Genomic DNA, 23,768 nt, shown 5'->3' with positions numbered 1-23,768 from the left:
TCAATTCTGGTCGAGCGAAAGGCTGCAGGTCGCGGGCGTGCCGAGGACCGCGCCGCAGTGCGCGGCCGAGAGATTGGGCGCGGCGGACCAGCCGACGATCACGCCGCCGAGATGCCCGGCCTGGTGGGCGGCCGTCGCCACGACGTCGTGGCCGGCGACGGTGTGTCCGGGAGCGGCCGTGCCCTGCCAGGTCCCGTGATGCCAGCCGGCAGCGTGATGGACGTTCACGGCGTTGGCGGTGGGATGCTGGACGCCGGTCTTGCCGTGCCGGTTGCCGTCGCCGAACGAGTAGAGCAGCCGCTGGTAGGCGGCGGCCGCGCCGGGGGACGGCGGCTGGCTGCGCGATCCCATGTCCGCGCCGTGATGCGGCACCACGACGGCCGACAGGTTGGCCGCCGGCGGCTGGCGTAGCTCGTGGTAGCCGGCGTCGCCGGTGAGCAGCCAGCCCTGGTTGGTGTGCGTGTCCTCCACCGTCACGGCGAGGCCGCTGCCGTTGCGGCCGGAGCCGGTGCAGCGTGAGATCGACACCGGCCGGCCGCTGCCGCCGACCGTGATCGTGGCGGCGCCCGTCGGGCCCCAGACGAGGATCCTGCCGCCGGCCTGGAGGATGCCGTTGGCGAAGCCGGAATGGATCGGACCGATCTTCTGGCGCGGGGCGATCCAGGTGCGGCCGAGTGCGTTGGTGTCCTTGTTCGCACCGGCCCAGTGGTCCGAATCCCAGTGCGACAGCACGATCGGCGGGTCGGCAGACCAGCAGTAGCGCAGGGGCGTCGGCGTCGTGTGGGCGTTGCGGTAGACCCCGCAGCCAAGATCGAAGTAGAGGCGCGGCTCCCGCGACCCGTCGAGCAGTCCGTTCGCCGATCCCTGGCCGATGTCGTAGACCGCCAGGTAGTCCGCCGCGGCGCTGCTGCGCAGGGCGTTCTCGATATCGTCGTCGGTGGCGTCCGGCCACGTGTCCATGTCGAAGACGATGTCGAGCAGCGCCTCGGTCGGCTGCGGCACGTCGTGGACGTGGTAGCGCGCCGCGATCGGGGCGGTGAACAGGCCGCCGAAGACGTCGACCTCGTACGGGCCGTCGGGCGCGCGCTCGAACATCTTCCATCGCGGCTCGTGCCCGTATTTCGCCAGCTCGTCGAACAGCGGACGGTCGCGCCCGATCGTCGTCTCCAGGCGGAAGATCGGCGTCTCCGCATAGGGATCGTCCGGCGGCCTCGTGGGTTCCGCGATATGGCGCCAGTAGGCTGCCCATCGCCGGCTGAACGCTGGGGGAGCGGCCGGCTCGAAGGCCGGCGCGTGGCGGAGCCAGTCGGCATCGACCGCCTCGAACGCGACCAGCGCCTCGTCGGCCTCCGTCGTCTCGACCGGCTCGGACTGGTCGAAGCGGGCAAACGCCCGCTGGGGCGGCTCGAAACCGAGCTCGCGCGTGTCGAGGAAGAAGCGATTCATGGCCGCCCTCCGCTGCGTCGTGCGGGGCAGGGTAGCAGGCGCCGTCGCCGCTTCAACCCGGCGACCCGCCGGGTTCCTCCTTTGCGGCTAGCCTAGCTGGCGCGCGCCAGCGCCCGGACCTCGCGGCTGGCCACGACCTTGCCAGCCTCGTAGGCCGCGTGGTTGGCATCGACGTCGCCCAGCTTGTAGCGGTAGTTCACCATCATGGCATAGGACTGGCGCAGGCCGTTGGCGCTGGTGTCGGCCAGCCAGTTCAGGCGCTCGACGACGGCGCCGTTGCCGAGATGGAAATGGGCGACGCGATCGAGCGCGCGGCCGCGGCCGTCGGTGGCGGTGAGGAACCGCGCGGCCATGCGCGACAGGATCGGCCTCAGCGCCTTGTTGATCGCCGGCACCTCCCACCAGCTCGGCCGGTCGAGCAGCGTGCGGACGGCGGCGGCGCCGGCCGCCTCGTTGGTGACCGGCACCAGCGAGGCGATCTCCGCCGGCGTCAGCGCCGAATCGCCCTCGGCCTTCAGGCGGCCGTCGATGTGATGGCGCAGGCCCGGGATCGGCGAGAGGGTGGCGAAATCCTTGATGTTGGGCAGCTCGCGGGCCAGGTGCTCGGCCACGCGCTTGATCAGGAAGTTGCCGAAGCTGATGCCGGCCAGCCCCTGCTGGCAGTTGGAGATCGAGTAGAAGATCGCCGTGTTGGCATCCTCGGGATCGCTGGTCTCCGCCTTGGCGTCGAGCAGGCGCTGGATGTTGCCGGCCATGCCGTCGACCAGCGCCACCTCGACAAAGATCAGCGGCTCGTCGGGCATGCGCGGATGGAAGAAGGCGAAGCAGCGGCGATCCGAGTCGAGCCGGTTCTTGAGGTCGCGCCACGAACGGATCGCGTGCACCGCCTCGTAGGCCACGAGCTTCTCGAGCAGGGCGGCCGGGGCCTTCCAGTCGATGGTCACGAGGTCGAGGAAGCCGACGTCGAACCAGTCGCCGAGCAGAGGTCGCAGGTCCTCGCTCAGCGCCCGCGCCGCCGCGTCGGTCTTGCCCATCGCCAGCAGTTCGGCCCTGAGGTCGACGACGAACTTCACGCCCTGCGGCACGCCGACGAACTCGCGCAGCAGGCGCACCGCCGGGGGTTCGAGGGCACGGCGCAGGGCCCGCGGCGGCTCCTTGGACGCGCGCCATCGCTCGACGGCCTCCTGGGCGGATTCGCGGGTGAGCCCGTATTCGTGAGCCAGCGTGAGCAGGAACTTCTTGCGGCCGGCGGCCGACAGCGAGAGGTAGGCCTGACCCAGCGCCGCGGCGCGGGCCCGCCGCGCCGTGTCGCCGCCTTTGCCCGCGAGGCAGGCATCGATGCGACTGCGCAGGCGGGGCATGTCGTCGTCGGGAAGGTCGGGCCGGAGCGGCGCGCCGACCGCCTCGCGGGCGCCGCGGGCGGTGTCGACGAAGGCGCTGCGCAGGCGTTCGAGAGTGCGGTCGACGGTGTTCGAGAAGGGAAGGGCCATGACGCGATTATGTCATGGCCATCGTGTCACTCCAGTGGCTGGCGGCGTCATGGCGGGCTTGCGCTCTTGGGTCGCGAATTGCCGTTCAGCATCTGCCAGAGATACCAGCTCGCCACCGTGCGATAGGGGCGCCATTTTTCGCCCGCTCTCTGCAGGGTCTCGGGCGAGGGAAGCTTGCGCTTGCGGAAGACGGCGGCGTAGGCCTTGCGCAGGCTGTAGTCGTCGACCGGCAGGACATCGGGACGTCCGAGGCGAAACATCAGGAACATCTCGGCGCTCCAGCGGCCGATGCCGCGCACCGCGACCAGGCGGGCGATCAGCGCCTCGTCGTCGAGGAGAATTGCCTCCTCCAGGGTCGGTAATTCGCGATCGGCCACGCGCCGGGCAAGGTCGCGCAGGGCCAGCAGCTTGGCGCGCGACAGGCCGACGCCGCGCAGCGACTCGTCGGTGGCGCCGGCGATATCGGCTGGCGTGAAGCCGCTCCTGGCGTGCGGAAAGAGCGCCTCGACCCGGCCGTAGATGGTGGCGGCGGCCTTGGTCGATAGCTGCTGGTAGACGATCGCCTCGGCCAGCGCACCGAACAGGCTGCGCGACGCCTTCAGCTCGAGGCGGAACGGACCCACGGAGTCGATCACGGCGGCAAGCGCGGGGTCGGCCCGGCGGAGGTGGGTGATCGCGCGTCGTGGCGAGAAGGCGAAATCCGTCATCGCGCCGGCGGCGCGGCGAACAGAGGTCCGGCGCCGAGTGCCGCCGCGCCTTCGATCTCGAGGATGCGCCGCTTGGTGGCGACGCCGCCCGGCGCGGAGAAGCCGCCCATGCGTCCGTCGGCGCCCAGCACGCGATGGCAGGGCACGATCACGGCGATGGGGTTGCGGCCCAGCGCCTGGCCGACCTCGCGCGAGTCGTGCGGCGCGCCGAGGCGCCGGGCGATCTCGCCGTAGGTCATGGTGCGGCCGGGCGGGATGGCGCGCGCGACGTCGTAGACCCGGCGATGGAAGTCGGGCACGCCGTCGAGCACGATCGGCACGTCGGAGAGATCGACCGCCTCGCCCGCGAGCAGCGCCAGGACACGATCGATGACGCGCTGCACGCCCGGCGGCGGCGGCGCTTCGGCGGCATCGGCGAAGCGCTGGCTCAGCCGGGCGCGCGTGCGTGCCTCGGTGGCCCCCGGCAGGTGGAAGCCGACGATGCCCCGCCCATTCCACGCGATGCCGCAGGGGCCGATCGGCGAATCGAAGACGGCGAAGGCCTGAGCGGTCATGGCCGCAACCGTCTCTCTAACCGGTCATCCCGTCAAGTGGTCGCGGTGGCTCCTGTCATCAAACTGGCACCGAGGCTGCGTATGATTCACAGGTTGAATCGGTCGAGGTCGTTGGATTGGTCTATTCGCGGGCCGAGAGCCATGTTCGCCTCCAGCAGGCGGTCCGTCGTCATCGCGTGCTGTCCCGCGAAGGCATGCTGGAGCGGCTGTTCGAGCGGCTGTTCCGCGGTCTCGTCTACGCCCAGATCTGGGAAGACCCCGAGATCGACCTCGAGGCCCTCGAGCTGGGGCCCGACAGCCATGTCGTGGCCATCGCCTCGGGCGGCTGCAACGTCCTCTCGTACCTGACCGCAGATCCGGCGCGCATCACGGCGCTCGATCTCAGCCTCGCCCACGTGGCGCTCAATCGCCTGAAGCTCACCGCCGCGGCGCGCCTCGCCACGTGGCAGGACTTCTACCGCTTCTTCGGGGCGGCCGACGATGCGGCCAATGTCTCGGCCTACGACAGGCTGGTCGCGCCGCATCTCGATGCCGCCAGCCGCGCCTACTGGGGGGGTCGCAGCCTCCAGCAGGGCGGACGCCGCCGCATCTCGATGTTCGCGCGCAACGCCTATCGCCACGGCGTGCTGGGCCGCTTCATCGGCTTCAGCCATGCCGCCGCCCGCCTCTACGGCGTCGACCTGCGGCAGCTCCTCAGCGCACGCACGCTCGAGGAGCAGCGCCATTTCTTCGAGACCATGTTGGCGCCGCTGTTCGACAAGCCGGCGGTGCGCTGGGCGACCGACAACCGCCTGTCCCTCTACGGGCTCGGCATTCCGCCGGCTCAGTACGAGGCCCTGGCCGGCGGCAGCCCCATGCGCGACGTGCTGCGGGCACGCGTCGAGCGGCTGGCCTGCGGCTTCAGCCTCGAGGACAACTACTTCGCGTGGCAGGCCTTCGGCCGCGCCTATGCCGACAATGCCAGCGGGCCGCTGCCGCCCTACCTGCGGCGCGAGAACTTCCACGCCGTGCGCAGCCGCGCCGGCCGCGTCGAGGTGATGAACCGGTCGATCACCGAGTATCTCGCCGGCTGCCCCGACGCCTCGCGCGACCGCTACGTGCTGCTCGATGCCCAGGACTGGATGACCGACGGCCAGCTCGATGCGCTGTGGGCGGAGATCACGCGCACGGCACGGCCGGGCGCGCGGGTGATCTTCCGCACCGCCGCCGAGCCCTCGCTGCTGCCCGGCCGCCTCGACCCGACGCTGCTGGCGCGCTGGCGCTACGAGGAAAGCCGCTCGCGGGCCTTCACCGAACGCGATCGCTCGGCGATCTACGGTGGCTTCCATCTCTACGTCCTCGCCGACTGAGATGGGCGCCGCCGAAGCGGTCCTGATGGACCGCATCTATCGCCGGCAGCGCCACTTCTACGACATCACGCGCAAGTACTACCTGCTGGGCCGAGACCGGCTGATCGACGGCCTGGCCCCGTCCGCCGGCGGGCGGGTCCTGGAAGTGGGCTGCGGCACGGCCCGCAATCTCGTCGCTGCCGCGCGCGCCTGGCCGCAGGCGCGCTTCTACGGTCTCGACCTGTCGGCCGAGATGCTGGCCACCGCGCGCCGCGAGGTCCGGCGCGCCGGCCTTGAGGGCCGCATCGTGCTGGCGCGCGGCGATGCGACGGCGTTCGACCCGGCCCTGCTGTTCGGCGAGCCGGGCTTTTCGCGCATCTTCCTGTCGTACAGCCTGTCGATGATTCCGGAATGGCGCGCGGCGCTGCGCCGCTCTCTGGCCTGGCTGGAGCCGGGCGGCGAGCTCCACATCGTCGACTTCGGCGGCCAGGAGCGCCTGCCGGCGTTCTTCCGGGCGGGCCTGCGGCGCTGGCTGCGCGGTTTCCATGTTCGTCCGCGCGACGAGCTGGAGGCCGAGCTGCGGATCCTGGCGCCCGCCGAGGGTCGCCTGGCGCGTTTCGACCGGCCGTTCCGCGGTTACGCCCAGCACGCCGTCTTTGCGCGCCGGTTCCGCCCGTAGGAATTGCCGAACCTGCACTGGCGAGCGCCGGGGCCGGATGCTAACCGGGCAGGAGCAACGTGCCCGGAGTAGCCCGCATGACCGAAGCCTTCATCTGCGACGCCATTCGCACCCCCGTCGGTCGCTACAACGGCGGCCTCGCCGCCGTGCGAGTCGACGACCTCGCCGCCCATCCCATCAAGGCGCTGATGAAGCGCAATGCCGGTGTCGACTGGGGCTCGGTCGACGACGTGATCTATGGCTGCGTCAACCAGGCGGGCGAGGACAACCGCAACGTGGCGCGCATGGCCGGCCTGCTGGCAGGCCTGCCGGTCGAGGTGGCGGGCGCCACCGTCAATCGCCTGTGCGGCTCGGGCCTCGAGGCCGCGGGCCACGCGGCACGCGCGGTCAAGCTCGGAGAGGCCGACATGATGATCGCCGGCGGCGTCGAGGGCATGACGCGGTCGCCCTACGTCATGGGCAAGCCGGAAGGTCCGTTCGATCGCAGCATGAAGCTCGAGGACACGGTGCTGGGCTGGCGCTTCGTCAATCCCAAGATGAAGTCCGCCTACGGCATCGATCCGATGGGACAAACGGCGGAGAATGTCGCCACCGAGCACCAGATCAGCCGCACCGACCAGGATGCCTTCGCCTACCGTAGCCAGCGCCGCTGCAAGGCCGCGCAGGACCGCGGCTTCTTCGACAAGGAGATCGTCGAGATCTGCGTCAAGAAGGGCAAGACCGAGTCGGTCGTCTCGAAGGACGAGCATCCGCGCGGCGACACGACCATGGAGACCCTGTCCAAGCTGTCGGCGGCGTTCCGCGAGGGCGGCTCGGTCACGGCGGGCAATTCCTCGGGCATCAACGACGGCGCCTGCGCCATGATCATCGCCTCGGAAGCCGCGGCCAAGGCGAACGGCCTGGTGCCGCGCGCGCGCATCCTGGGCGCCGTGTCGGCCGGCGTGCCGCCGCGCGTGATGGGCATCGGCCCGGTGCCGGCGACGCAGAAGCTCCTGGCCAAGCTCGGCATGGCGATCGGCGATTTCGACGTGGTCGAGCTCAACGAGGCATTCGCCGCCCAGGCGCTGGCCGTGCTGCGCCAGCTCGGCCTGCCCGACGACGCGGAGAACGTGAATCCGAACGGCGGCGCCATCGCGCTTGGCCATCCGCTGGGCGCCTCGGGCGGCCGTCTGATGATCACCGCGCTCAACCAGCTCGAGGCCACGGGCGGCAAGCGGGCGCTGTGCACGATGTGCATCGGCGTCGGCCAGGGGATCGCGCTGGCGCTCGAGCGCGTCTGACGCGCCGCGACGGACCGGTCAGGCGGTAAGGGTGAGGTTGATCCCCGCCTGACGCATTTCGGTCAGCATGCGGCGTTTGCTGCCGTCGAGGTCGATGGCGGCCGTGGCCTCCTGGACGACCGCGACGTCGAAGCCGGCCTGCCGGGCGTCGATCGCCGACCAGGCCACGCAATAGTCGAGGGCGAGGCCGCACATCACCAGGCGCGTGAAGCCGCGCGCCTTCAGGTAGCCGTCCAGTCCCGTGCGCGTCATGCGATCGTTCTCGCGGAAGGCCGAGTAGGAATCGATGCCGGGGTGGAAGCCCTTGCGCACGACCATCTGGGCCTTCGTGACGTCGAGCTCGGGGTGGAATGCCGCCCCCGGCGTTCCCTGGACGCAATGGTCCGGCCACAGGGTCTGGGGACCGTAGGTGAACTGCGCGGTGGCGAAGGGTTGCGCGTCCGACCACGCGCTGGCGAACGAGGCATGGCCCGGCGGATGCCAGTCCTGCGTCAGCACCACGTGATCGAACCGCCCGATCAGGCGATTGACCAGGGGGATCACCGCGCCGGCGCCCGGGACGGCCAGCGCGCCGCCCTCGCAGAAGTCGTTCTGCACGTCGATGACGATCAGCGCCTCGTTCGGCATCGTCTACGCTCCGTCATAATGGCTGGATGTCCCCGCGCGCCTGCTCGTCCTCGAAGGCGGCGATCCAGGCCGAGAGCGAGCCGCTTTCGATGGCGCCCCGCAGGCCGCGCATGATGTCCTGAAAATATTGCAGGTTGTGCCAGGTCAGGAGCATGGCGGCGAGGATCTCCTCGCTTCTGATCAGGTGGTGCAGATAGGCCCGGCTGTGGTCGCGGCAGGCCGGGCAGGCGCAATGCTCGTCGATCGGACGCGGGTCGTCGCGGTGCCGCGCATTGCGCAGGTTGAGCTCGCCACGACGTGTAAAGGCCTGGGCCGTGCGTCCGCCGCGGGTCGGCAGGACGCAGTCGAACATGTCGATTCCGCGCTTCACGGCGCCCACTATATCGGCCGGCCGGCCGACGCCCATCAGGTAGCGCGGCCGATCCTGGGGAAGCATCGGGATGGTCACGTCGAGGACACAGAACATCGTTTCCTGTCCTTCGCCGACGGCGAGCCCGCCGATCGCGTAGCCATCGAAGCCGATGCCGGTCAGCGCCTTCGCGCTCTCGACACGCAGGTCGGGGAAGGTGCTGCCCTGCACGATGCCGAACAGGCCGTAGCCCGGCCGTTCGACGAAGGCGCGCCGGCCGCGTTCCGCCCATTTCATCGACAAGCGCATGGACGCTGCGGCCACGTCCTCGGCGACGGGCCAGCTGGTGCATTCGTCGAACGACATGGTGATGTCGGCGTCGAGCAGGTTCTGAATCTCGATCGAGCGCTCGGGAGTGAGCCGATGGCTGGCGCCGTCGATCGGCGACTTGAAGGTCACGCCGTCGGGATCGAGCTTGCGCAACTCCTTCAGCGACATGACCTGGAAGCCGCCGGAATCGGTCAGGATCGGGCCGGGCCAGTTCATGAAGCGGTGCAGCCCGCCCAGGGCGGCGACGCGCTCGGCGCCGGGCCGCAGCATCAGGTGGTAGGTGTTGCCGAGCACGATCTCGGCGCCGGTCTCGGCGACCGACCGCGGCAGCATGGCCTTGACGGTGCCCGCCGTGCCGACCGGCATGAAGGCGGGCGTTTCGATCGTGCCGTGGGCGGTCGTGATCCGTCCGCGGCGCGCCGTGCCGTCGGTCGCCGCGAGCTCGAAGGAAAGCGTCATCGCCGCAACAGACAACAATCGCCGTAGGAATAGAAGCGGTAACGCGCGCGCACCGCATGCGCATAGGCGGCCCGCATGCGCTCCAGCCCGGCGAAGGCGGAGACCAGCATGAACAGGGTCGAGCGCGGCAGATGGAAGTTGGTGAGCAGCAGGTCGACGGCGCGGAAGCGGAAGCCCGGCGTGATGAAGATGTCGGTCTCGCCCGTCCAGGGAGCGACCGCGCCATCGTGGTCGCGCGCCACGGTTTCGAGCAGGCGCAGCGCCGTCGTGCCGATCGACACGATGCGGCCGCCGGCGGCGCGCGTCGCGGCGATGGCGTCGGCGGTCGCCGCCGGCACCTCGCCCCATTCGGCGTGCATGGCGTGCCGGTCAGTGTCGTCGACGCGGACCGGCTGGAAGGTCCCGGCGCCCACATGCAGCGTCACGCCGGCCGAGCCGATGCCGGCCTCGGCCAGCGCAGCCATGAGGTCCGGCGTGAAATGCAGGCCGGCTGTCGGCGCGGCCACCGATCCGTCGCGGCGGGCGAACAGGGTCTGGTAGTCGGCACGGTCCTGTCCGTCGGCGACGCCGCCGCGGATATAGGGTGGCAGGGGCACCGTGCCCGTGGTCGCCAGCGTTTCCGCGAAGGACGGACCGGTCGCCTCGAAGGCGAGCACGATCGAGCCGTCGTCCTTCTTGGCTTCGACGGCGGCGCCCAGATCCCCGAACGCGAGCCCGTCGCCCGGCCGCAGGCGCTTGGCCGGGCGCGCGAAGGCCAGCCACCGGCCGGCGCCGAGGTCGCGGATCAGCAGCACCTCGACCGCGACGTCCTGGCGGCCCGCCGTGCCGCGTCGCACGCCCCTCAGCCGCGCCGGGATCACCCGCGTGTCGTTGAACACCATCAGGTCGCCGCGCTGCAGGAGGCCGGGCAGGTCGCGGACCGTGCGGTCGTGCAGCCCGTCCGCCGTGACGTCGAGCAGCCGCGCGGCGTCGCGCGGCTGGACGGGCCGCTGGGCGATCAGGTCGTCCGGCAGCGCGAAATCGAACAGATCGACACGCATGGAGAGGAGGAGGTCGGCGCCGTCTACGTCGGGCCGATATCCATGACCTCGGCGTCGCTGTCGTCGGCCGGCGGCTGGACGTTGGGATCGACGAGGGCCACGAAGCGGTGCACGCCGTCGACGACCTCTCGCCGCACGCGGGCGCGCGTCTCCAGGCAGTGGAGATGGGCCAGCGTCTCGCCGAAGGCGAACACGATCTGGTTGTTGTCGAGGTGCCGCGGGAACAGGACAGGCACCATGTCCCAGCCGGTGGCACCCTCGGCGCCGCGATGGGCGATGGCCGCCGTCATGTCGTTCAGGCGCGCGTCGTGATGGGCCACGAGCTGGTCGAGACGCGTGTGCAGGCCGACGAAGGGAAACCCGTGGCTGGGCAGCACCAGCGCGTCGGCCGGCAGGCGGCGGAAGCGGGAGAAGCCGTCGAGGAACCAGGTCAGCGCGTCGGCGCGCGGCTCGTTGGGCCACACGCCGACATTGGTGCTGATCTTGGGCAGGACCTGGTCGCCGGCGATCAGCACGTTGAGCTCGGGGCACCAGAGCGAGGCGTGCTCGGGCGCGTGGCCGCGGCCGACGATGACGTCCCAGCGATGCCCGGCCATGGTGATCGGATGGGCGTGGATGAGCCGCTGGAAGGTCGAGGGCAGGGGCACCACGCCCTTGGCGTAGCCGCCCTTGTGGCGGTGGAACAGGCTGATGCGCTCGGCCGGCACGCCGTTGCGCGCCAGATGGGCGGCGCGCATGTCCTCGTTCTCGACGAAGTCGTTGCGGGCGGCCATGGCGCTCATGTACTCGCCGAGCGTCATCCAGAACGAGGCGCCCCAGCGCTCGCACAGCCAGCCGGCCAAGCCGACATGGTCGGGATGGAGGTGGGTGGCGATGACCCGCGTCACCGGCTTGCCGGCCAGACGGTCGGCGAAGATCGTCTCCCACAGGCCGCGAGTCGCCTCGGTGTTGATGCCGGTGTCGACGATCGTCCAGCCGTCGCCTTCGTCGACCAGCCACAGATTGATGTGGTTGAGCTGGAAGGGCAGCGGCATGCGCAGCCAGTAGATGCCGGGGGCGACGTTCTTGATCTCGCCGGGCTCGGGAACGTCGCCGCAGGGAAAGCGAAGCTGCGCCAGGAGGCGCTGCGAAAGGTCGGGGGCGTCAGGCATGGATCGAAACTAGCGCCGGGACGCGCGGCCTGTCACGGGCGCGGCTCGATGGCCCGCCATGCGATATCGCGCCGGCAGAAGCCTTCCGGCCAGTCGATCCGGTCGACGGCGGCATAGGCGCGATCCCGCGCTTCCTGCACGGTGGGTGCCATGGCGGTGACGTTCAGCACCCGGCCGCCGTTGGCCAGCACCTTCCGTCCATCGCCGCCGAACGTCGTGCCGGCATGGAAGATCTGGACGCCGGGAACCTTGGCCGCCGCCTCGAGGCCGCGGATCTCGCTGCCCTTGCCGTAGGAGTCGGGGTAGCCCCGGGCCGCCATGACCACGGTGAGCGCCGTGTCGGCCGACCAGCGCAGGTCGAAATGCCCGAGCCCGCCGTCGGCGCAGGCGATCAGCGCCGGCAGCAGGTCCGACTTCAGGCGCATCATCAGAACCTGGCATTCGGGATCGCCGAAGCGGCAGTTGTACTCGAAGATCTTCGGCCCCTGGGCGGTGATCATGAGGCCGGCATAGAGCACGCCCCTGAACGGCATGCCGGCCTCGGCCATGGCGCGCACGGTCGGCCGGATGATCTCGTCCATCGTGCGCTGCTGCATGGCGGCGTCGAACACCGGCGCCGGCGAGTAGGCGCCCATGCCGCCCGTATTCGGGCCCTTGTCGCCGTCGAAGGCGCGCTTGTGGTCCTGGGCGCCGACCAGCGGCAGCGCGTGCTCGCCGTCGCACAGGGCGAAGAAGCTCGCCTCCTCGCCGACCAGGAACTCCTCGATCACCACCGAGGCGCCGGCTGCGCCGAAGCGGTTGCCCGACAGCATGTCGCGCACGGCCTCGACCGCCTGGGCCACCGTCTCGGCGACGACCACGCCCTTGCCGGCGGCCAGCCCGTCGGCCTTGACGACGATGGGCGCGCCCTGCGCTTCGATGTAGGCGGCGGCCCGGTCGGCATCGGTGAAGCGCTCGTAGGCGCCGGTCGGGATGCCGTGCCGGCGGCACAGGTCCTTGGTGAAGCCCTTGGAGCTTTCGAGCTGGGCGGCCTTCTGCGAGGGGCCGAAGACCTTGATGCCGGCCTCGGCCAGCCGGTCGGCCAGCCCCATCGACAGCGGCACCTCCGGTCCGACCACGACGAAATCGATCTTCTCCCGCCGGGCGAGCTCGACCTGGCCGGCGATGTCCTCGGCCGCGACGGCGACGCAGTCGGCGACCTGGGCGATGCCCGCATTGCCGGGCGCGCAGAAGAGCTTCGTGCACAGCGGGGAGGCCGAGAGGGCCCAGCACAGGGCATGTTCGCGGCCGCCGCCGCCCACCACGAGGACCCGCATTGCCACCCCCTTGAAATCACGGCTCTTTCCGGCAATATGACCATTGGTCATGACCATGGTCACATCGCAGGTTCAGCCATGACAAAAACCATGAAAGCCTCGGAGTGCAAAGCGAAGTTTTTGGGCGTGCTGGACGAGGTCGCGGCCACCCACGAGCGGGTGATCGTCACCAAGAATGGCAAGCCGGTCGCGGAGATCGTGCCGTTTGTCCAGAAGCCGGCGACGCTCCTTGGGGCCATGAGGGGCTCGGTGAAGGTGCTGGGCGATCTCGATGAGCCGCCCGACGTCGAATGGGAGGTGCTCAAGGATTGAGCGTCGTCCTCGATACCACCGCGCTTCTCTGGCTGCTGGAGCGCAATGACCGCATTGGGCCTCGGGCGGTCGAGAGCATCGATGAGGCGTTGCGCACGAGCCGCGTGATGATCTCCGCCGCATCGGTCTGGGAGGTTGCCGTTCTGGTCGCGAAGAACCGCGTCGTGCTGGCAAAATCCGTCGACCAGTGGCGCATCGATGCCCTCCAGCTTGGCATCGAGGAGGTTCCCCTGGATGGCGAGGTCGCGATCGAATCGGTTGCTCTCGCCGATCTCCATGCGGATCCGGCGGATCGCTTCATCGTCGCGACGGCGTTGAGGCTCAAGGCAAGGCTCGTGACGTCCGACGCGAAGCTGCTGTCCTGGAAGGGTCCGCTCGCCCGCATCGACGCGCGGGTGTAGCGTCGCGCCCATGGAATCGACGGCGTCCGAGCAGGTTGCGAGCAACGTTCCGGAGTTCAGCGTCTCGGAACTGTCGTTCGCGCTGAAGCGCGAGATCGAGCAGGCCTTCCCGCGCGTGCGCGTGCGCGGCGAGATCAGCCAGCCGTCCTTTCCCCGCTCCGGCCACTGCTATTTCCGGCTGAAGGACGAGAACGCCGTGATCGACGGCGTCTGCTGGAAGGGCACCATCCCGCGCCTCGGCCTGCGCATCGAGGAGGGGCTGGAGGTGATCGCCACCGGCCGGCTCACGACCTACGCCGGCTCGTCGCGCTACCAGATCATCGTCGACCGGCTGGAGCTCGCGGGCGAGGGCGCGCTGCTGAAACTGCTCGAGGATCGCCGGCGCAAGCTCGCGGCCGAGGGCCTGTTCGACGCCGACCGCAAGCGCCCGCTGCCGTTCCTGCCCGAAGTCGTGGGCGTCGTGACCTCGCCATCGGGGGCGGTGATCCGCGACATCCTCCATCGCCTCTCCGACCGCTTCCCGCGTCACGTGCTGGTCTGGCCGGTCGCGGTGCAGGGCGACAAGGCGGCCGGCGAAGTGGCGGCCGCCATCGCCGGCTTCAACCGCCTGACCGAGGGCGGCGCCGTGCCGCGACCCGACGTGCTGATCGTGGCGCGCGGCGGCGGCAGCCTGGAGGACCTCTGGGCCTTCAACGAGGAGATCGTCGTGCGGGCCGCCGCGGCGTCGACCATCCCGCTGATCTCCGCCGTCGGCCACGAGACCGACACGACCCTGATCGACTTCGTGTCCGATCGCCGGGCGCCGACCCCGACCGCGGCGGCCGAGATGGCCGTGCCGGTGCGGGCCGACCTGCTCACCCAGACGCTCGACTTCGGCAAGCGCACCATGGCCTGCATGAACCGGCTGCTGCGCGAGGCGGGGCTGGCGGTGAGCGGTCTGGCACGCGGGCTGGGCGACCCGCTGCGGCTGATCGAGGAGCGCCAGCAGCGCCTCGACGTCGGCGGCGAGCGGCTGGCGCTCGCCATGCACCGGCTGGTCGAGCGGCGCGAGCACGCGCTGGCGGCGGCCCGGCTGGCGAGCCCGGTTGCCGTCCTGATCGCCAAGCAGCAGGCGCTCGCTGCCGAATCCCGCGTGCTGGAAGGCGCCATGCGCCGGTATGTCGGCGATACCCGCCAGAAGATCGACCGCAGCGCCGATCGCATCGAGCAGTATGCCGGACGCCTGCAGCGCTGCGGCGCCGCCTTGATCGAAGGCGGCGAGCGCCGGCTGGACCAGCTCGGCCAACTTCTCGAGAGCTACTCGTTCCGCTCGGTGCTGCAGCGCGGCTTCGCCCTGGTGCGCGACCAGGACGGGCATCCGGTGCTCGCGGCGGCGCAGACCCGGGCCGGCGATACGCTCGCCATCGAGTTCGCCGACGGCCGCATCGGCGCCCGGGTCACCGACGGCGCTGCCGCCGCGGCGCCGCGATCGGCCGGACCCCCGCGCCGCCGCGACGGCGGCGGCAGCCAGGGCTCGCTGCTGTGACGCACCAGCCCCGATGAACTGAATGTTGTCATCCCGAGCGAAGCGAGGGACCCTTGCGGGGCAAGCAAGGTCCCTCGGGTCTCGCCCTCGGGATGAAAGTCACTTTCGGGGGAACACCATGAGCCATGAGCCGCTGTCGGCCGAGACGACCAAGAATTTCCTGTATGCCAGCACGGCCACCGTCTCGATGCAGATGCTGAAGCGCGGCTTCCGCAACACGTCGATCAGCGGCGTGCATCCGCTCAATCCCAAGGCGACCCGCCTGGTCGGGCCCGCCTTCACGCTGCGCTACATTCCCGGTCGCGAGGACCTCGACAAGCCGCCGACGCCCGCCGATCCGCCGTCGGCCCAGCGCGCCGCGATCGAGGAGACGCCGCCCGGCGCGGTACTGGTGATCGGCACCGAGGGCAACACCAGGTCGGGCACGATCGGCGACATCCTGGCGCTGCGGCTGAAGGTGCGCGGCGTCGCCGGCGTGCTGAGCGACGGCGCGATGCGCGACACGCCGGTGATCTCCAGGATCGACGGCTTCCCGGTCTACTGCTCGGCGGCCGCCGCGCCGCCCAGCATGAACCACCTGCATCCGGTCGAGGTCCAGGCGCCCGTCGGCATCCGCGGCGTGCCGGTCTATCCCGGCGACGTCATCGTCGCCGACGAGGACGGCGCCATCGTCGTGCCACGCCATCTCGCCGACGAGGTGGCGCGCGATTCCTTCGAGCAGGAGCGGCTGGAGAAGTTCGTCGCCATCCGTGTCTCGCAGGGCATCCCGATCCCCGGCACCTATCCGCCCAATGACGAGACGAAGAAGCTCTACCAGGCGTGGATCAAGGCCGGCGAGCCGCCGAACGGTTGAGACCATGTTCCAGGTGTATCGTGGCGCGCTCGGCACTCTTGCCATGATCGTGGGCCTCGGCGGCTGCGCGGCGACGGAGGTTGCGACGGCGTCGCCCGGACAGGACATCGCCGGCAAGCAGTTCAATCCGGCGCCGGCCGGCCTCGGCGCGGTCTATTTCTACTATCCCGCGACGGTCGGGCCGGCGATCAACGTGGGGGTCGGTCCCCAGATGGTCAGCCAGCTCGGGCCCATGACCTGGGCCCGCGTCGAGCTGGGCCCGGGCTGGCATGTCCTGCGGTGCCGCGGCCCGAACGGCGGCGGCTCCTTCTCGATGCCGGTGTCGCCGGGCGACATGCGCTTCGTCGAGGTGCAGGAGCCGGTGGGCGCCCCGGCCTGCGGCATCCAGGAGACTCCGCCGGGACCCGGCCGCGCCGGCGTCATGGCCGGCACGCGTGCCGCCCAGTAGGTTCGATGGCGGCTTCCGTCAGCCGGAGGCGAGCTGGTCGAGCTTGCCGTAGGGCCTGGTGATCAGCTCGAGCAGGTGGCCGTCGGGATCCTCGAAATAGACGCCGCGGCCGCCCCAGTGACGGTTGATCTCGCCCGGCCCCTCCTTGTGCGGGCCGGCGTAGAAGGCGATGCCGGCCTTCTTCACCCGCCCGAACGCCGAATCGAATTCCGCGTCGTCGACGAGGAAGGCGTAGTGCTGGGTCCGCACGTCCCCGGAATCGACGAAGTCGAGCGTCACGCCGTTGCTGGTCTGGACCGGCCGGAACGGTCCCCACGGGTCGCCGACCTCGAGGCCCAGGATGCCCGCCAGGAAAGCCGCCGAGGCGTTCTTGTCGCGGGCCGGAACGATGATGTGGTTGAGAGCCGCCATGCCGTCCTCCGTTGCCTCCGACATGGGAGGGGCCGGAGCGGAGGTCAATGGCGGTCGGGCCGCCGCCTCAGGACGCCGCGGCGTCCGGCAGCACGCGCCGCTTCAGGGGCTGCCACACGCTGCGCGCGATCGGGCGCAGCGTATCGAGGAACTGCGTGGCGCAGCGCTCCCAGGTGAAGGTCTCGGCGTGGCGGCGGCAGGCCTCGGGATCGCCGTTGACGGCGGCGAGGCAGGCCGTGCGCAGGTCCTCGTCGATCGCCCCGACGCCCGGCACGGTGACGACATCCATCGGGCCCGGCACCGGATAGCCCGCCACCGGCACGCCGGAGGCCAGGGCCTCGACCATGACCAGGCCGAACGTGTCGGTGCGGCTGGGGAAGACGAAGCAGTCGGCTTCGGCGTAGCGCTCGCTCAGCTCCTCGGTGTCGACCGATCCGAAGAAGCGGACGTCCTTGTAGCGCCGCTTCAGCTCCTTGAGCTGCGGGCCGCCGCCGACCACCCATTTCGTGCCCGGCAGCTCGAGGTCGAGGAAGGCCTTGATGTTCTTCTCGATGGCCACGCGGCCGGCATAGAGCCAGATCGGCCGCTCCCCGGCCGCCGGGTTGTGCGGCCGCGGCCGGAAGGCCGCGATGTCGACGCCGCGCGACCACGGCACGAGGTTGCGGAAGCCGCGGGCGGCGAGTTCGTCGCGGATCGACTGGGCGACCACCAGCACCGCCGCCGACGGGGCGTGGAAGCGGCGCACGAAGGCGTAGCTCCAGGACACCGGCAGCCGGATGCGCGCATGCACGTACTCGGGAAAGCGCGTGTGGTAGGCGGTGGTGAACGGGATGTTGCGGGCGAGGCAGAAGCTGCGCGCCGCCCAGCCCAGCGGTCCTTCGGTCACGAGATGGATGGCGTCGGGCGCATAGAGCTTCAGCATGTGCGAAAGCCGTGCGCCCGGGAACAGCGACAGCCGGATTTCGGGATAGGTCGGGCAGGGCAGGGTGCGGAAGCGGTCCGGACCGAAGACCTCGACATCGTGGCCGGCAGCGCGCAGCAGCTGGGCGACGGTCTCGATCGTGCGCACCACGCCGTTGATCTGCGGCCGCCAGGCATCGGAGACGATGGCGATGCGCAAGCGTCTACTCCGCCGCCAACCGGGCCGGCTGCGGCTCGAAGCGCGGCAGCACGGCGTCGCGGCGGGCGACTTCCTCGGCCCAGCGCACGATGCGCAGGCGGCCCTCGAAGTCCTCGACGAGCGCCGTGCAGCTCTCCACCCAGTCGCCGTCGTTGCAGTAGAGGATGCCGTCGATGGTCCGGATCTCGGCGTGGTGGATGTGGCCGCACACGACGCCGTCGACGCCGCGGCGCCGCGCCTCGCTCGCCACGGCCTGCTCGTAGTTGTCGATGAACTGGACCGCGTTCTTGACCTTGTGCTTGAGGTAGGCCGACAGCGACCAGTAAGGGAGGCCGAGCCGTCGGCGGGCCCAGTTGAAGGTCGTGTTGATGCGCAGCGCCACGTTGTAGGCCCAGTCGCCCAGGATTGCGAGCCAGCGGGCGTAGCGGACGATGCCGTCGAACTGGTCGCCGTGGATGATCAGCAGCTTGCGGCCGTCGGGTTGGGTGTGGATGGCCTCTTCCTCGACCCGCACCTCGCCGAAGGTGAGCTGGCAGTACTGCCGTGCCGCCTCGTCGTGGTTGCCGGGGATGTAGATCACGTTGGTGCCCTTGCGGGCCTTGCGCATGATCTTCTGAACGACGTCGTTGTGCGCCTGCGGCCAGTACCACCAGCGTTTCAACCGCCAGCCGTCGACGATGTCGCCGACGAGGTACAGCGTCTCGCTCTCGTTGCGACGCAGGAAATCGAGCAGCAACTCGGCCTGGCAGCCGCGCGTGCCGAGATGGATGTCGGACAGGAAGATGGTCCGGTGGCGGGCAGGTTGCGTGTGGCGCTCGATGACGGTCATGTGGATAAGGGGCCGGTCGGCACAAAATCTGTCGTGCGCGATTGCACGGGACGCAGCGGATTGTGTATGTGACCGGTTGCGTAGCCGTGAATCGAGTGTGACCCTTCGATGAACGTCGTTGCTTCGAACCACCTGCTGCTGATCGTCAATCCGACGGCCGGCCGGCGTCGCCGGGGACTGGTCGAGGCGGTGGCGGCACATGTCCGCGCCGAGGGCTGGACGGTCAACCTCGTCGAAACCCGCGCGGCCGGCGACGCGCGCCGGCTGGCGGCGACCTGCGATGCCGGGCGCTACCGGGTGATCGCGGTGGCCGGCGGCGACGGCACCATCAACGAGGTGATCAACGGGCTGGCGGGCCGTGCCGCCGAGGGGCCGGCCGTCGCCATCGTTCCCCTGGGGACGGCCAACGTGCTGGCCCAGGAGCTGGGGCTGGGCTCCTCGGCGACCGAGCTCGCCCGCACGATCGTGGCCGGCCGGGCGCTGGCGATCCAGCCCGGCGAGGCCGTCCACGAGGCCGACGCGCGCTGCTTCTCGCTGATGGCCGGCGCTGGCTTCGACGCCAAGGTGGTGGCGGGCGTCAGCCCGCCCCTGAAGAGGCGCTGGGGCAAGGCCGCCTATGTCTGGCGGTCCCTGATCGAGGCGCGGCGCTACAAGCCGGTGCGCTATGCCGTCGAGATCGACGGCGTGCGCCACGAGGCGTCATCCGTGATCGTGACCCACAGCCGCCACTATGCCGGGCCCTACGTGGTCGCGCCGCAGGCGGCGCTCGACAAGCCGCTGCTGCACGTCTGCCTGTTCGAGCGCTGGGGGCGGTCGCAGACCTTCCGTTACGGGCTCGCCCTCCTGATGGGCTGCCTGCCGCGCGCCACCGGCTACCGCGTGATCGCCGGCCGCGAGGTCAGGGTTTCGGTGCTGAGCGACGCCGGCGAGAGTCGCGCCCAGCCGGTCCAGATCGACGGCGACAACGCGCTCACCCTGCCGGTCTCGATCGGGCTGAGCCGGGCCACGGTGCGCCTGCTGCAGCCGGCCTGATCGGCCCTCTCCGCCGGCCGCCGCGCGGCTCCGGCCGGCGTCCACGGAAGCTCGTTGCGCGCATGCGGCTGGACGCACCGGGTCCGGGCTGACATTGTCCCGTCCAGTTGGGGAGAGCAGGCGATCTTGGGTCCGCAGAAGGTCCGGCCGTTGGCGGCCATTGGCATCGATGGCAGCTGCTATTCGGATATTCCACCGGACCGGTCGGTCGATCTTCAGGGTTGGCACTCCGACCATCCGATCTTCCGCAAGGTCTTCGAGCGCCACCGCCCGCGCATGGTCTGCGAGATCGGCACCTGGAAGGGCGCCTCTGTCCTGCACATGCACGCGCTCGCCCGCGAGCTCGGCCTCGACACCCACTTCGTCTGCATCGACACCTGGCTCGGATCCAACGACACGCTGTGGCTCGAGCCCGACCTCAGGACCCACCTGCGGCTGACCGGCGGCTATCCCAACCTCTTCAGCCAGTTCGTCCACAACGTGCGCAGCGCCGGCGCCGAGGACGCGATCTCGCCCTTCCCAATCACCTCGACCGCAGCGGCGCGCGTCCTGCGCCGGCTCGGCGTGACCTTCGACGCGCTCTACATCGATGCCGGCCACGAGGAGGAGGAAGTCTACTTCGACCTGGCGCTGTTCTACGACCTGGTGGTCGACGGCGGCGCCATCTTCGGGGACGACTACGCGCCCGGCTGGCCGGGGGTGGTGCGCGCCGTCCATCGCTTCGCCCACGAGAAGAACCTCGTGCTCGAGGCCGGCGACGGCAAGTTCTACTGCGAGAAGCGCCCGTCCATGGTGCGGGCGCTCACCAAGCCCGCGCGGTCGGCCGAGCGGCTGCTGCGGTCGGTCGCCCGGCGCGGTCGCGCTGCCGTACGCGGGTATCGGTCCGCCTGAGCGGGACGAGAGCATGGAGCGTTCGGTCGGGATCGGCCGAACGCTCGATGCCGAAGGCGGGGTTGTCCGACTTGAGGCGTTTCCGACAATCGCGACCGCCTGCGCGGTCCCGATTTATCGCCAGCCGCTCTAGCGCTGCTGCTGCAGGCGGCGCACGAACTCCGGCGTCGGATGGCCGTCCGCCGGCATGCCGATCCGCTTCTGGTACAGGCGCACCGCCGACCGCGTCTTGGGGCCGAGCAGCCCGTCGATCTCGTCGGTATACAGCGTCAGCCGTGCCAGCCGGTTCTGCATGTCGATCACGGTCTCGCGCGACAGCGGCTCGTCGTCGGCGGGCGGCATCTGCATCACCGGCGGGCCGCCCGCGATCTGCTGCGCCAGGATGGTGACCGCCAGCGCATAGAGCGTCGAGCGGTTCCAGTTCATCACTGCCTTGAAGTTGGGATACAGGATGAAGGCGGGACCGCGGAAGCCGGCCGGCAGGAGGATCGACGACGGCGCGTCGACGGTCGGCAGCGCGGCGTTGCCGGCCTTCCGGACTCCCATGGCCGCCCAGGCGCTCACCGGCTTCTCGATCGTCGTGTCGGCCTGGTCGAGCGGAAAGCCCTGGGGCAGGAACACCTCCTCGGCAGCCGGCAGGCCGGGCTTCCAGCCGATGCCGCGCAGGAAGTTCGAGGCCGAGGCGAAGGCGTCCGGCAGGCTGTGCCACAGGTCGATGCGGCCGTTGCGGTCGTAGTCGACGCCCCACTTCATGAAGGTCGAGGGCATGAACTGCATGTTGCCCATGGCGCCGGCCCACGAGCCGCGCATCTGCGGGCTGGTCATGTGGTTCAGCGACAGGATGCGCAGGGCCTGCACCGTCTCGTTGCTGAAGAACTCGCGGCGCTTGGTCATGCAGGCCAGCGTCGCCACCGAGCGGACGACCAGGAAATCGCCCATGTAGCCGCCGTAGTTCGTCTCGATGCCCCAGAACGCCATGATGTACTGCGGCGGCACGCCGTACTGGCCCTGGAGCGTGTCGAGGATCGACCGGTTCTGCGCCAGCCGCTGCTGGCCCCGGGCGATGCGGTCGGCCGACACCGAGTTGCCGACATACTTGGCGTAGGTCAGCGAGAATTCCGGCTGGCGCGAATCGAGGTCGACGACCTTGCGGTCGGGGGTCAGGCCCTGGAAGGCGCGGTCGGCGACGGAGCCGTCCACGCCCTGCCGCATGGCCTCGGCCTTGATGTCCTGCAGGCAGGACGCAAAGTCGCTCTGCGCGAGGACGGGGCTGGCCAGGACGGAGGACGTCGTGGCGAGGGCAATCGCGAACCGGCGGGACAGGCGAAACATGTCCAACACTATCATGAGCCCGCGACGGTCAGCCCCTCGATTCGCACCGTCGGCGCGTTGGTCGAGCTCTTGAACTGGAGGTCGTTGGCCGGCGTCAGGCGGCGGAACATGTCCTTGAGATTGCCGGCGACGGTAATGCCGCTGACGGGCCAGGCGAGCTTGCCGTTCTCGATCCAGAAGCCCGACGCGCCGCGGCTGTAGTCGCCGGTCACGCCGTTGACCCCGAAGCCGATCAGGTCGGTGATGTACAGTCCGCTCTTGATGTCGCCGATCAGCTCGGCGACGCTCGCCTTGCCCTTCTCGAGGTAGAAGTTCGAGGTGGTGGGCGAGGGCGGCCCCGAGATGCCGCGCGCCGCATGGCCGGTGGGCTTCAATCCGAGCTGGCGGGCGGCCGCGAGGTCGAGCATCCAGGTCGTGAGCCGGCCGTCGTCGATCACCGCATACCGCTTCGTCGGCAGTCCCTCGGCGTCGAACGGCCGGCTGCCCAGGCCGCGCTTGCGCAGCGGGTTGTCGAGGATGCGGATGCCGCTGGCGAAGATCTTCTTGCCCATCATGTCCTTGAGGAAGGACGTGCCGCGTGCCACCGCGCGCCCGTTGATGGCGCCGGCAAGGTGGCCGAGCAGCCCGCCGGAGACGCGTCGATCGTAGACGACGGGCACGCGGGCGCTCTTCGCCTTGCGCGGGTTGAGGCGGCGCACGACGAACTTGCCGGCGTTGCGGCCGACCGTGGCCGGCGCCATCAGGTCCTCGAGATGAACGGCGCTCGACCACTCGTAGTCGCGCTCCATCCCCGTGCCCTCGCCGCCCAGCACCGAGCAGGAAAGAGAATAGCCGCCCCGCCGGTACGAGCCGGAGAAGCCGTTGCTGGCGGCCAGCACGACCGTCGTGCGGCCCCAGCCCGCCTCGGCGCCTTCCGAATTGGTGACGCCCTTGACGGCGCGGGCGGCATCCTCGGCCTCGGCGGCCATGGCGAGCAGGCTGCGCGCCGACGGGCGGCGCCTGTCGTCGAGGTCGAGGTCGGGCCAGTCGGTCGCCAGCAGCTCTTCCGGGGCGATGCCGCACACCGGGTCCTCGGGAACGGCCTTCGCCATGTCGACGGCGCGGCCGGCCAGCGTGCGCAACGCGTCGGGCGAGAAGTCGGTGGTCGACACGAACGCCTGGCGCCGGCCGACGAAGACGCGCAGGCCGAGGTCGCGGCCCTCGCTGCTCTCGAGCTTTTCCTGCTTGCCCATGCGCTGGGCGACCGAGATCGATTCGCCGTTGACGTAGAGCGCGTCGGCGGCGTCCGCGCCGGCCGCCTTGGCCCAGCCCATGAGATCGGCCAGCAGGTTGGGATCGGGCGCCGCCGGCGCGCGCGTGCGGCCTGCAGGTTTCCTGGACTTTTGCGCCGCCTTCCGGGGGGCGGTCTTCGGTGCGGCCGCCTTGCGGGCGGCGGGCTTGCGGGGAGCGGGTTTCTTCGCTTTGGCCATGGCGCGGTTCTACGCGCTAACGCCCCGTGTCGTCGAGATAGTAGGAGAAGAACAGGATGCCCGACGCGCCGATGCCGAGCGTCCAGAACAGCGCGCGGGCGAAGTCCGCGACGAAGCTCGCCTCGGGCCACAGCCGGCCGAGCGCATCGGCCGCGAAGGAGTGGCCGACGAGGCCGACCATGGCCCCCAGCATGAGCGAGATCGCGACGTTCCAGACGTGGCGCACCGCCCGCATCGCCGGACCTTCCTGGCGCCGCAGGGGCGAGGAGGGATCCGGCGGCAGGGCCAGGTTGGCATTCGCGGCGGGCCGCGGCGCGGCGCCATGACGGATCATCGACACGCCGCCAGCATAGCCGTCTTCGGCGGCCGGGCGTACCCGGCCGTCGAAG

General features: G+C 70.4%; 25 protein-coding genes. 10 read left to right on the top strand and 15 right to left on the bottom strand.

The window, feature by feature from the left end; translation table 11 throughout:
* The 4 genes from ACO073_RS24590 to ACO073_RS24575 form a co-directional block, all read right to left on the bottom strand.
* Complete coding sequence (locus tag ACO073_RS24590) at positions 1-1,446, bottom strand: hypothetical protein (protein WP_422001154.1); 1,446 nt, start codon at positions 1,444-1,446, stop codon at positions 1-3.
* A gap of 92 nt (positions 1,447-1,538) precedes the next feature.
* Positions 1,539-2,936: a malonyl-CoA decarboxylase domain-containing protein gene (locus ACO073_RS24585; protein ID WP_422001152.1), complete on the bottom strand. Its 1,398-nt coding sequence runs from the start codon at positions 2,934-2,936 to the stop codon at positions 1,539-1,541.
* 47 nt (positions 2,937-2,983) lie between these two features.
* Complete coding sequence (locus ACO073_RS24580) at positions 2,984-3,643, bottom strand: DNA-3-methyladenine glycosylase family protein (RefSeq protein ID WP_422001150.1); 660 nt, start codon at positions 3,641-3,643, stop codon at positions 2,984-2,986.
* Positions 3,640-4,197: a methylated-DNA--[protein]-cysteine S-methyltransferase gene (locus ACO073_RS24575; RefSeq protein WP_422001148.1), complete on the bottom strand. Its 558-nt coding sequence runs from the start codon at positions 4,195-4,197 to the stop codon at positions 3,640-3,642. Before ACO073_RS24575 ends, ACO073_RS24580 begins: the two co-directional genes overlap by 4 nt.
* Before the next feature lie 176 nt (positions 4,198-4,373).
* On the opposite strand from ACO073_RS24575, the gene ACO073_RS24570 reads away from it, so the two are divergent.
* From ACO073_RS24570 to pcaF, 3 genes are all read left to right on the top strand, one after another.
* Positions 4,374-5,546 (top strand): DUF3419 family protein, encoded by a 1,173-nt coding sequence (locus ACO073_RS24570; RefSeq protein WP_422001146.1) that lies wholly within the window; start codon positions 4,374-4,376, stop codon positions 5,544-5,546.
* Between the two features lies 1 nt (position 5,547).
* Entirely contained in the window at positions 5,548-6,204 is a 657-nt protein-coding gene (locus ACO073_RS24565; RefSeq protein WP_422001144.1) for a class I SAM-dependent methyltransferase, read from the top strand.
* A gap of 77 nt (positions 6,205-6,281) precedes the next feature.
* Positions 6,282-7,484, top strand: a complete 1,203-nt coding sequence (gene pcaF / locus ACO073_RS24560; protein ID WP_422001142.1) for a 3-oxoadipyl-CoA thiolase — start codon at positions 6,282-6,284, stop codon at positions 7,482-7,484.
* Between the two features lie 18 nt (positions 7,485-7,502).
* Here pcaF and pncA read toward each other — a convergent pair whose 3' ends face one another.
* Genes pncA through purD form a run of 5 tightly spaced genes read right to left on the bottom strand, consistent with a single transcriptional unit; the run spans position 7,503 to position 12,756 of the window.
* The gene (gene pncA / locus ACO073_RS24555; protein ID WP_422001140.1) at positions 7,503-8,111 is read right to left on the bottom strand and encodes a bifunctional nicotinamidase/pyrazinamidase; all 609 of its coding nucleotides are present in this window, start codon (positions 8,109-8,111) and stop codon (positions 7,503-7,505) included.
* A 13-nt stretch (positions 8,112-8,124) separates the two neighbouring features.
* Positions 8,125-9,249, bottom strand: coding sequence for a tRNA guanosine(34) transglycosylase Tgt (gene tgt, locus ACO073_RS24550; protein ID WP_422001138.1), 1,125 nt, complete (start codon positions 9,247-9,249; stop codon positions 8,125-8,127).
* Positions 9,246-10,289, bottom strand: a complete 1,044-nt coding sequence (queA, locus tag ACO073_RS24545; protein ID WP_422001136.1) for a tRNA preQ1(34) S-adenosylmethionine ribosyltransferase-isomerase QueA — start codon at positions 10,287-10,289, stop codon at positions 9,246-9,248. Before queA ends, tgt begins: the two co-directional genes overlap by 4 nt.
* Positions 10,290-10,312: 23 nt before the next feature.
* On the bottom strand, positions 10,313-11,440 hold the full coding sequence (locus tag ACO073_RS24540) for an MBL fold metallo-hydrolase (RefSeq protein ID WP_422001134.1): 1,128 nt from the start codon (positions 11,438-11,440) through the stop codon (positions 10,313-10,315).
* A 32-nt stretch (positions 11,441-11,472) separates the two neighbouring features.
* Entirely contained in the window at positions 11,473-12,756 is a 1,284-nt protein-coding gene (gene purD, locus ACO073_RS24535; RefSeq protein WP_422001133.1) for a phosphoribosylamine--glycine ligase, read from the bottom strand.
* Here purD and ACO073_RS24530 point away from each other — a divergent pair.
* From ACO073_RS24530 to ACO073_RS24510, 5 genes are all read left to right on the top strand, one after another.
* Positions 12,718-13,068, top strand: coding sequence for a type II toxin-antitoxin system Phd/YefM family antitoxin (locus tag ACO073_RS24530; RefSeq protein WP_422001131.1), 351 nt, complete (start codon positions 12,718-12,720; stop codon positions 13,066-13,068). The genes purD and ACO073_RS24530 overlap by 39 nt on opposite strands.
* Positions 13,065-13,469 (top strand): type II toxin-antitoxin system VapC family toxin, encoded by a 405-nt coding sequence (locus ACO073_RS24525; protein ID WP_422001130.1) that lies wholly within the window; start codon positions 13,065-13,067, stop codon positions 13,467-13,469. The genes ACO073_RS24530 and ACO073_RS24525 overlap by 4 nt, the downstream gene beginning before the upstream one ends.
* Positions 13,470-13,479: 10 nt before the next feature.
* Complete coding sequence (gene xseA / locus ACO073_RS24520) at positions 13,480-14,994, top strand: exodeoxyribonuclease VII large subunit (protein WP_422001128.1); 1,515 nt, start codon at positions 13,480-13,482, stop codon at positions 14,992-14,994.
* A gap of 118 nt (positions 14,995-15,112) precedes the next feature.
* A complete protein-coding gene (locus ACO073_RS24515; protein WP_422001126.1) occupies positions 15,113-15,847 on the top strand; it encodes a ribonuclease activity regulator RraA in 735 nt (244 codons plus the stop codon).
* A gap of 4 nt (positions 15,848-15,851) precedes the next feature.
* Entirely contained in the window at positions 15,852-16,295 is a 444-nt protein-coding gene (locus ACO073_RS24510; RefSeq protein WP_422001124.1) for a hypothetical protein, read from the top strand.
* An 18-nt stretch (positions 16,296-16,313) separates the two neighbouring features.
* Here the strand turns inward: ACO073_RS24510 and ACO073_RS24505 are convergent, their stop codons facing one another.
* The 3 genes from ACO073_RS24505 to ACO073_RS24495 all read right to left on the bottom strand — a co-directional run bounded on the left by ACO073_RS24505 (position 16,314) and on the right by ACO073_RS24495 (position 18,655).
* Positions 16,314-16,706, bottom strand: coding sequence for a VOC family protein (locus ACO073_RS24505; protein WP_422001122.1), 393 nt, complete (start codon positions 16,704-16,706; stop codon positions 16,314-16,316).
* A 67-nt stretch (positions 16,707-16,773) separates the two neighbouring features.
* Positions 16,774-17,826, bottom strand: a complete 1,053-nt coding sequence (locus tag ACO073_RS24500) for a glycosyltransferase family 4 protein (protein ID WP_422001121.1) — start codon at positions 17,824-17,826, stop codon at positions 16,774-16,776.
* A gap of 4 nt (positions 17,827-17,830) precedes the next feature.
* Positions 17,831-18,655: a UDP-2,3-diacylglucosamine diphosphatase gene (locus ACO073_RS24495; RefSeq protein ID WP_422001119.1), complete on the bottom strand. Its 825-nt coding sequence runs from the start codon at positions 18,653-18,655 to the stop codon at positions 17,831-17,833.
* Positions 18,656-18,763: 108 nt separating this feature from the next.
* On the opposite strand from ACO073_RS24495, the gene ACO073_RS24490 reads away from it, so the two are divergent.
* Positions 18,764-19,687 (top strand): diacylglycerol/lipid kinase family protein, encoded by a 924-nt coding sequence (locus ACO073_RS24490; RefSeq protein WP_422001117.1) that lies wholly within the window; start codon positions 18,764-18,766, stop codon positions 19,685-19,687.
* 150 nt (positions 19,688-19,837) lie between these two features.
* Positions 19,838-20,578, top strand: coding sequence for a class I SAM-dependent methyltransferase (locus ACO073_RS24485; protein ID WP_422001115.1), 741 nt, complete (start codon positions 19,838-19,840; stop codon positions 20,576-20,578).
* A gap of 129 nt (positions 20,579-20,707) precedes the next feature.
* Here the strand turns inward: ACO073_RS24485 and ACO073_RS24480 are convergent, their stop codons facing one another.
* From ACO073_RS24480 to ACO073_RS24470, 3 genes are read right to left on the bottom strand one after another with little or no spacing between them, the layout of a single operon-like run.
* Positions 20,708-21,910 carry a lytic murein transglycosylase gene (locus tag ACO073_RS24480; RefSeq protein ID WP_422001114.1) on the bottom strand — a complete coding sequence of 401 codons (1,203 nt, stop codon included), beginning with the start codon at positions 21,908-21,910 and terminating at the stop codon, positions 20,708-20,710.
* A gap of 11 nt (positions 21,911-21,921) precedes the next feature.
* Positions 21,922-23,379 (bottom strand): TldD/PmbA family protein, encoded by a 1,458-nt coding sequence (locus tag ACO073_RS24475; protein ID WP_422001112.1) that lies wholly within the window; start codon positions 23,377-23,379, stop codon positions 21,922-21,924.
* A gap of 16 nt (positions 23,380-23,395) precedes the next feature.
* Positions 23,396-23,719, bottom strand: coding sequence for a hypothetical protein (locus tag ACO073_RS24470; protein ID WP_422001110.1), 324 nt, complete (start codon positions 23,717-23,719; stop codon positions 23,396-23,398).
* Between the last annotated feature and the right edge of the window lie 49 nt (positions 23,720-23,768).

Source organism: Reyranella sp. (assembly GCF_965229815.1).
In the GTDB taxonomy this organism is placed as follows: domain Bacteria; phylum Pseudomonadota; class Alphaproteobacteria; order Reyranellales; family Reyranellaceae; genus Reyranella.
This window is presented reverse-complemented; position numbering and strand designations above follow the sequence as displayed.

Excerpts from the sequence above, each read along its gene's own strand:
- pcaF (WP_422001142.1), top strand. The coding sequence starts at position 6,282 with ATGACCGAAGCCTTCATCTGCGACGCCATTCGCACCCCCGTCGGTCGC.
- ACO073_RS24575 (WP_422001148.1), bottom strand. The coding sequence starts at position 4,197 with ATGACCGCTCAGGCCTTCGCCGTCTTCGATTCGCCGATCGGCCCCTGC.
- ACO073_RS24530 (WP_422001131.1), top strand. The coding sequence starts at position 12,718 with ATGTTCGCGGCCGCCGCCGCCCACCACGAGGACCCGCATTGCCACCCC.
- ACO073_RS24585 (WP_422001152.1), bottom strand. The coding sequence starts at position 2,936 with ATGGCCCTTCCCTTCTCGAACACCGTCGACCGCACTCTCGAACGCCTG.
- ACO073_RS24510 (WP_422001124.1), top strand. The coding sequence starts at position 15,852 with ATGTTCCAGGTGTATCGTGGCGCGCTCGGCACTCTTGCCATGATCGTG.
- ACO073_RS24480 (WP_422001114.1), bottom strand. The coding sequence starts at position 21,910 with ATGTTTCGCCTGTCCCGCCGGTTCGCGATTGCCCTCGCCACGACGTCC.
- ACO073_RS24565 (WP_422001144.1), top strand. The coding sequence starts at position 5,548 with ATGGGCGCCGCCGAAGCGGTCCTGATGGACCGCATCTATCGCCGGCAG.
- ACO073_RS24490 (WP_422001117.1), top strand. The coding sequence starts at position 18,764 with ATGAACGTCGTTGCTTCGAACCACCTGCTGCTGATCGTCAATCCGACG.
- ACO073_RS24540 (WP_422001134.1), bottom strand. The coding sequence starts at position 11,440 with ATGCCTGACGCCCCCGACCTTTCGCAGCGCCTCCTGGCGCAGCTTCGC.
- xseA (WP_422001128.1), top strand. The coding sequence starts at position 13,480 with ATGGAATCGACGGCGTCCGAGCAGGTTGCGAGCAACGTTCCGGAGTTC.
- pncA (WP_422001140.1), bottom strand. The coding sequence starts at position 8,111 with ATGCCGAACGAGGCGCTGATCGTCATCGACGTGCAGAACGACTTCTGC.
- ACO073_RS24515 (WP_422001126.1), top strand. The coding sequence starts at position 15,113 with ATGAGCCATGAGCCGCTGTCGGCCGAGACGACCAAGAATTTCCTGTAT.
- queA (WP_422001136.1), bottom strand. The coding sequence starts at position 10,289 with ATGCGTGTCGATCTGTTCGATTTCGCGCTGCCGGACGACCTGATCGCC.
- ACO073_RS24475 (WP_422001112.1), bottom strand. The coding sequence starts at position 23,379 with ATGGCCAAAGCGAAGAAACCCGCTCCCCGCAAGCCCGCCGCCCGCAAG.
- ACO073_RS24590 (WP_422001154.1), bottom strand. The coding sequence starts at position 1,446 with ATGAATCGCTTCTTCCTCGACACGCGCGAGCTCGGTTTCGAGCCGCCC.
- purD (WP_422001133.1), bottom strand. The coding sequence starts at position 12,756 with ATGCGGGTCCTCGTGGTGGGCGGCGGCGGCCGCGAACATGCCCTGTGC.
- ACO073_RS24505 (WP_422001122.1), bottom strand. The coding sequence starts at position 16,706 with ATGGCGGCTCTCAACCACATCATCGTTCCGGCCCGCGACAAGAACGCC.
- ACO073_RS24580 (WP_422001150.1), bottom strand. The coding sequence starts at position 3,643 with ATGACGGATTTCGCCTTCTCGCCACGACGCGCGATCACCCACCTCCGC.
- ACO073_RS24495 (WP_422001119.1), bottom strand. The coding sequence starts at position 18,655 with ATGACCGTCATCGAGCGCCACACGCAACCTGCCCGCCACCGGACCATC.
- tgt (WP_422001138.1), bottom strand. The coding sequence starts at position 9,249 with ATGACGCTTTCCTTCGAGCTCGCGGCGACCGACGGCACGGCGCGCCGC.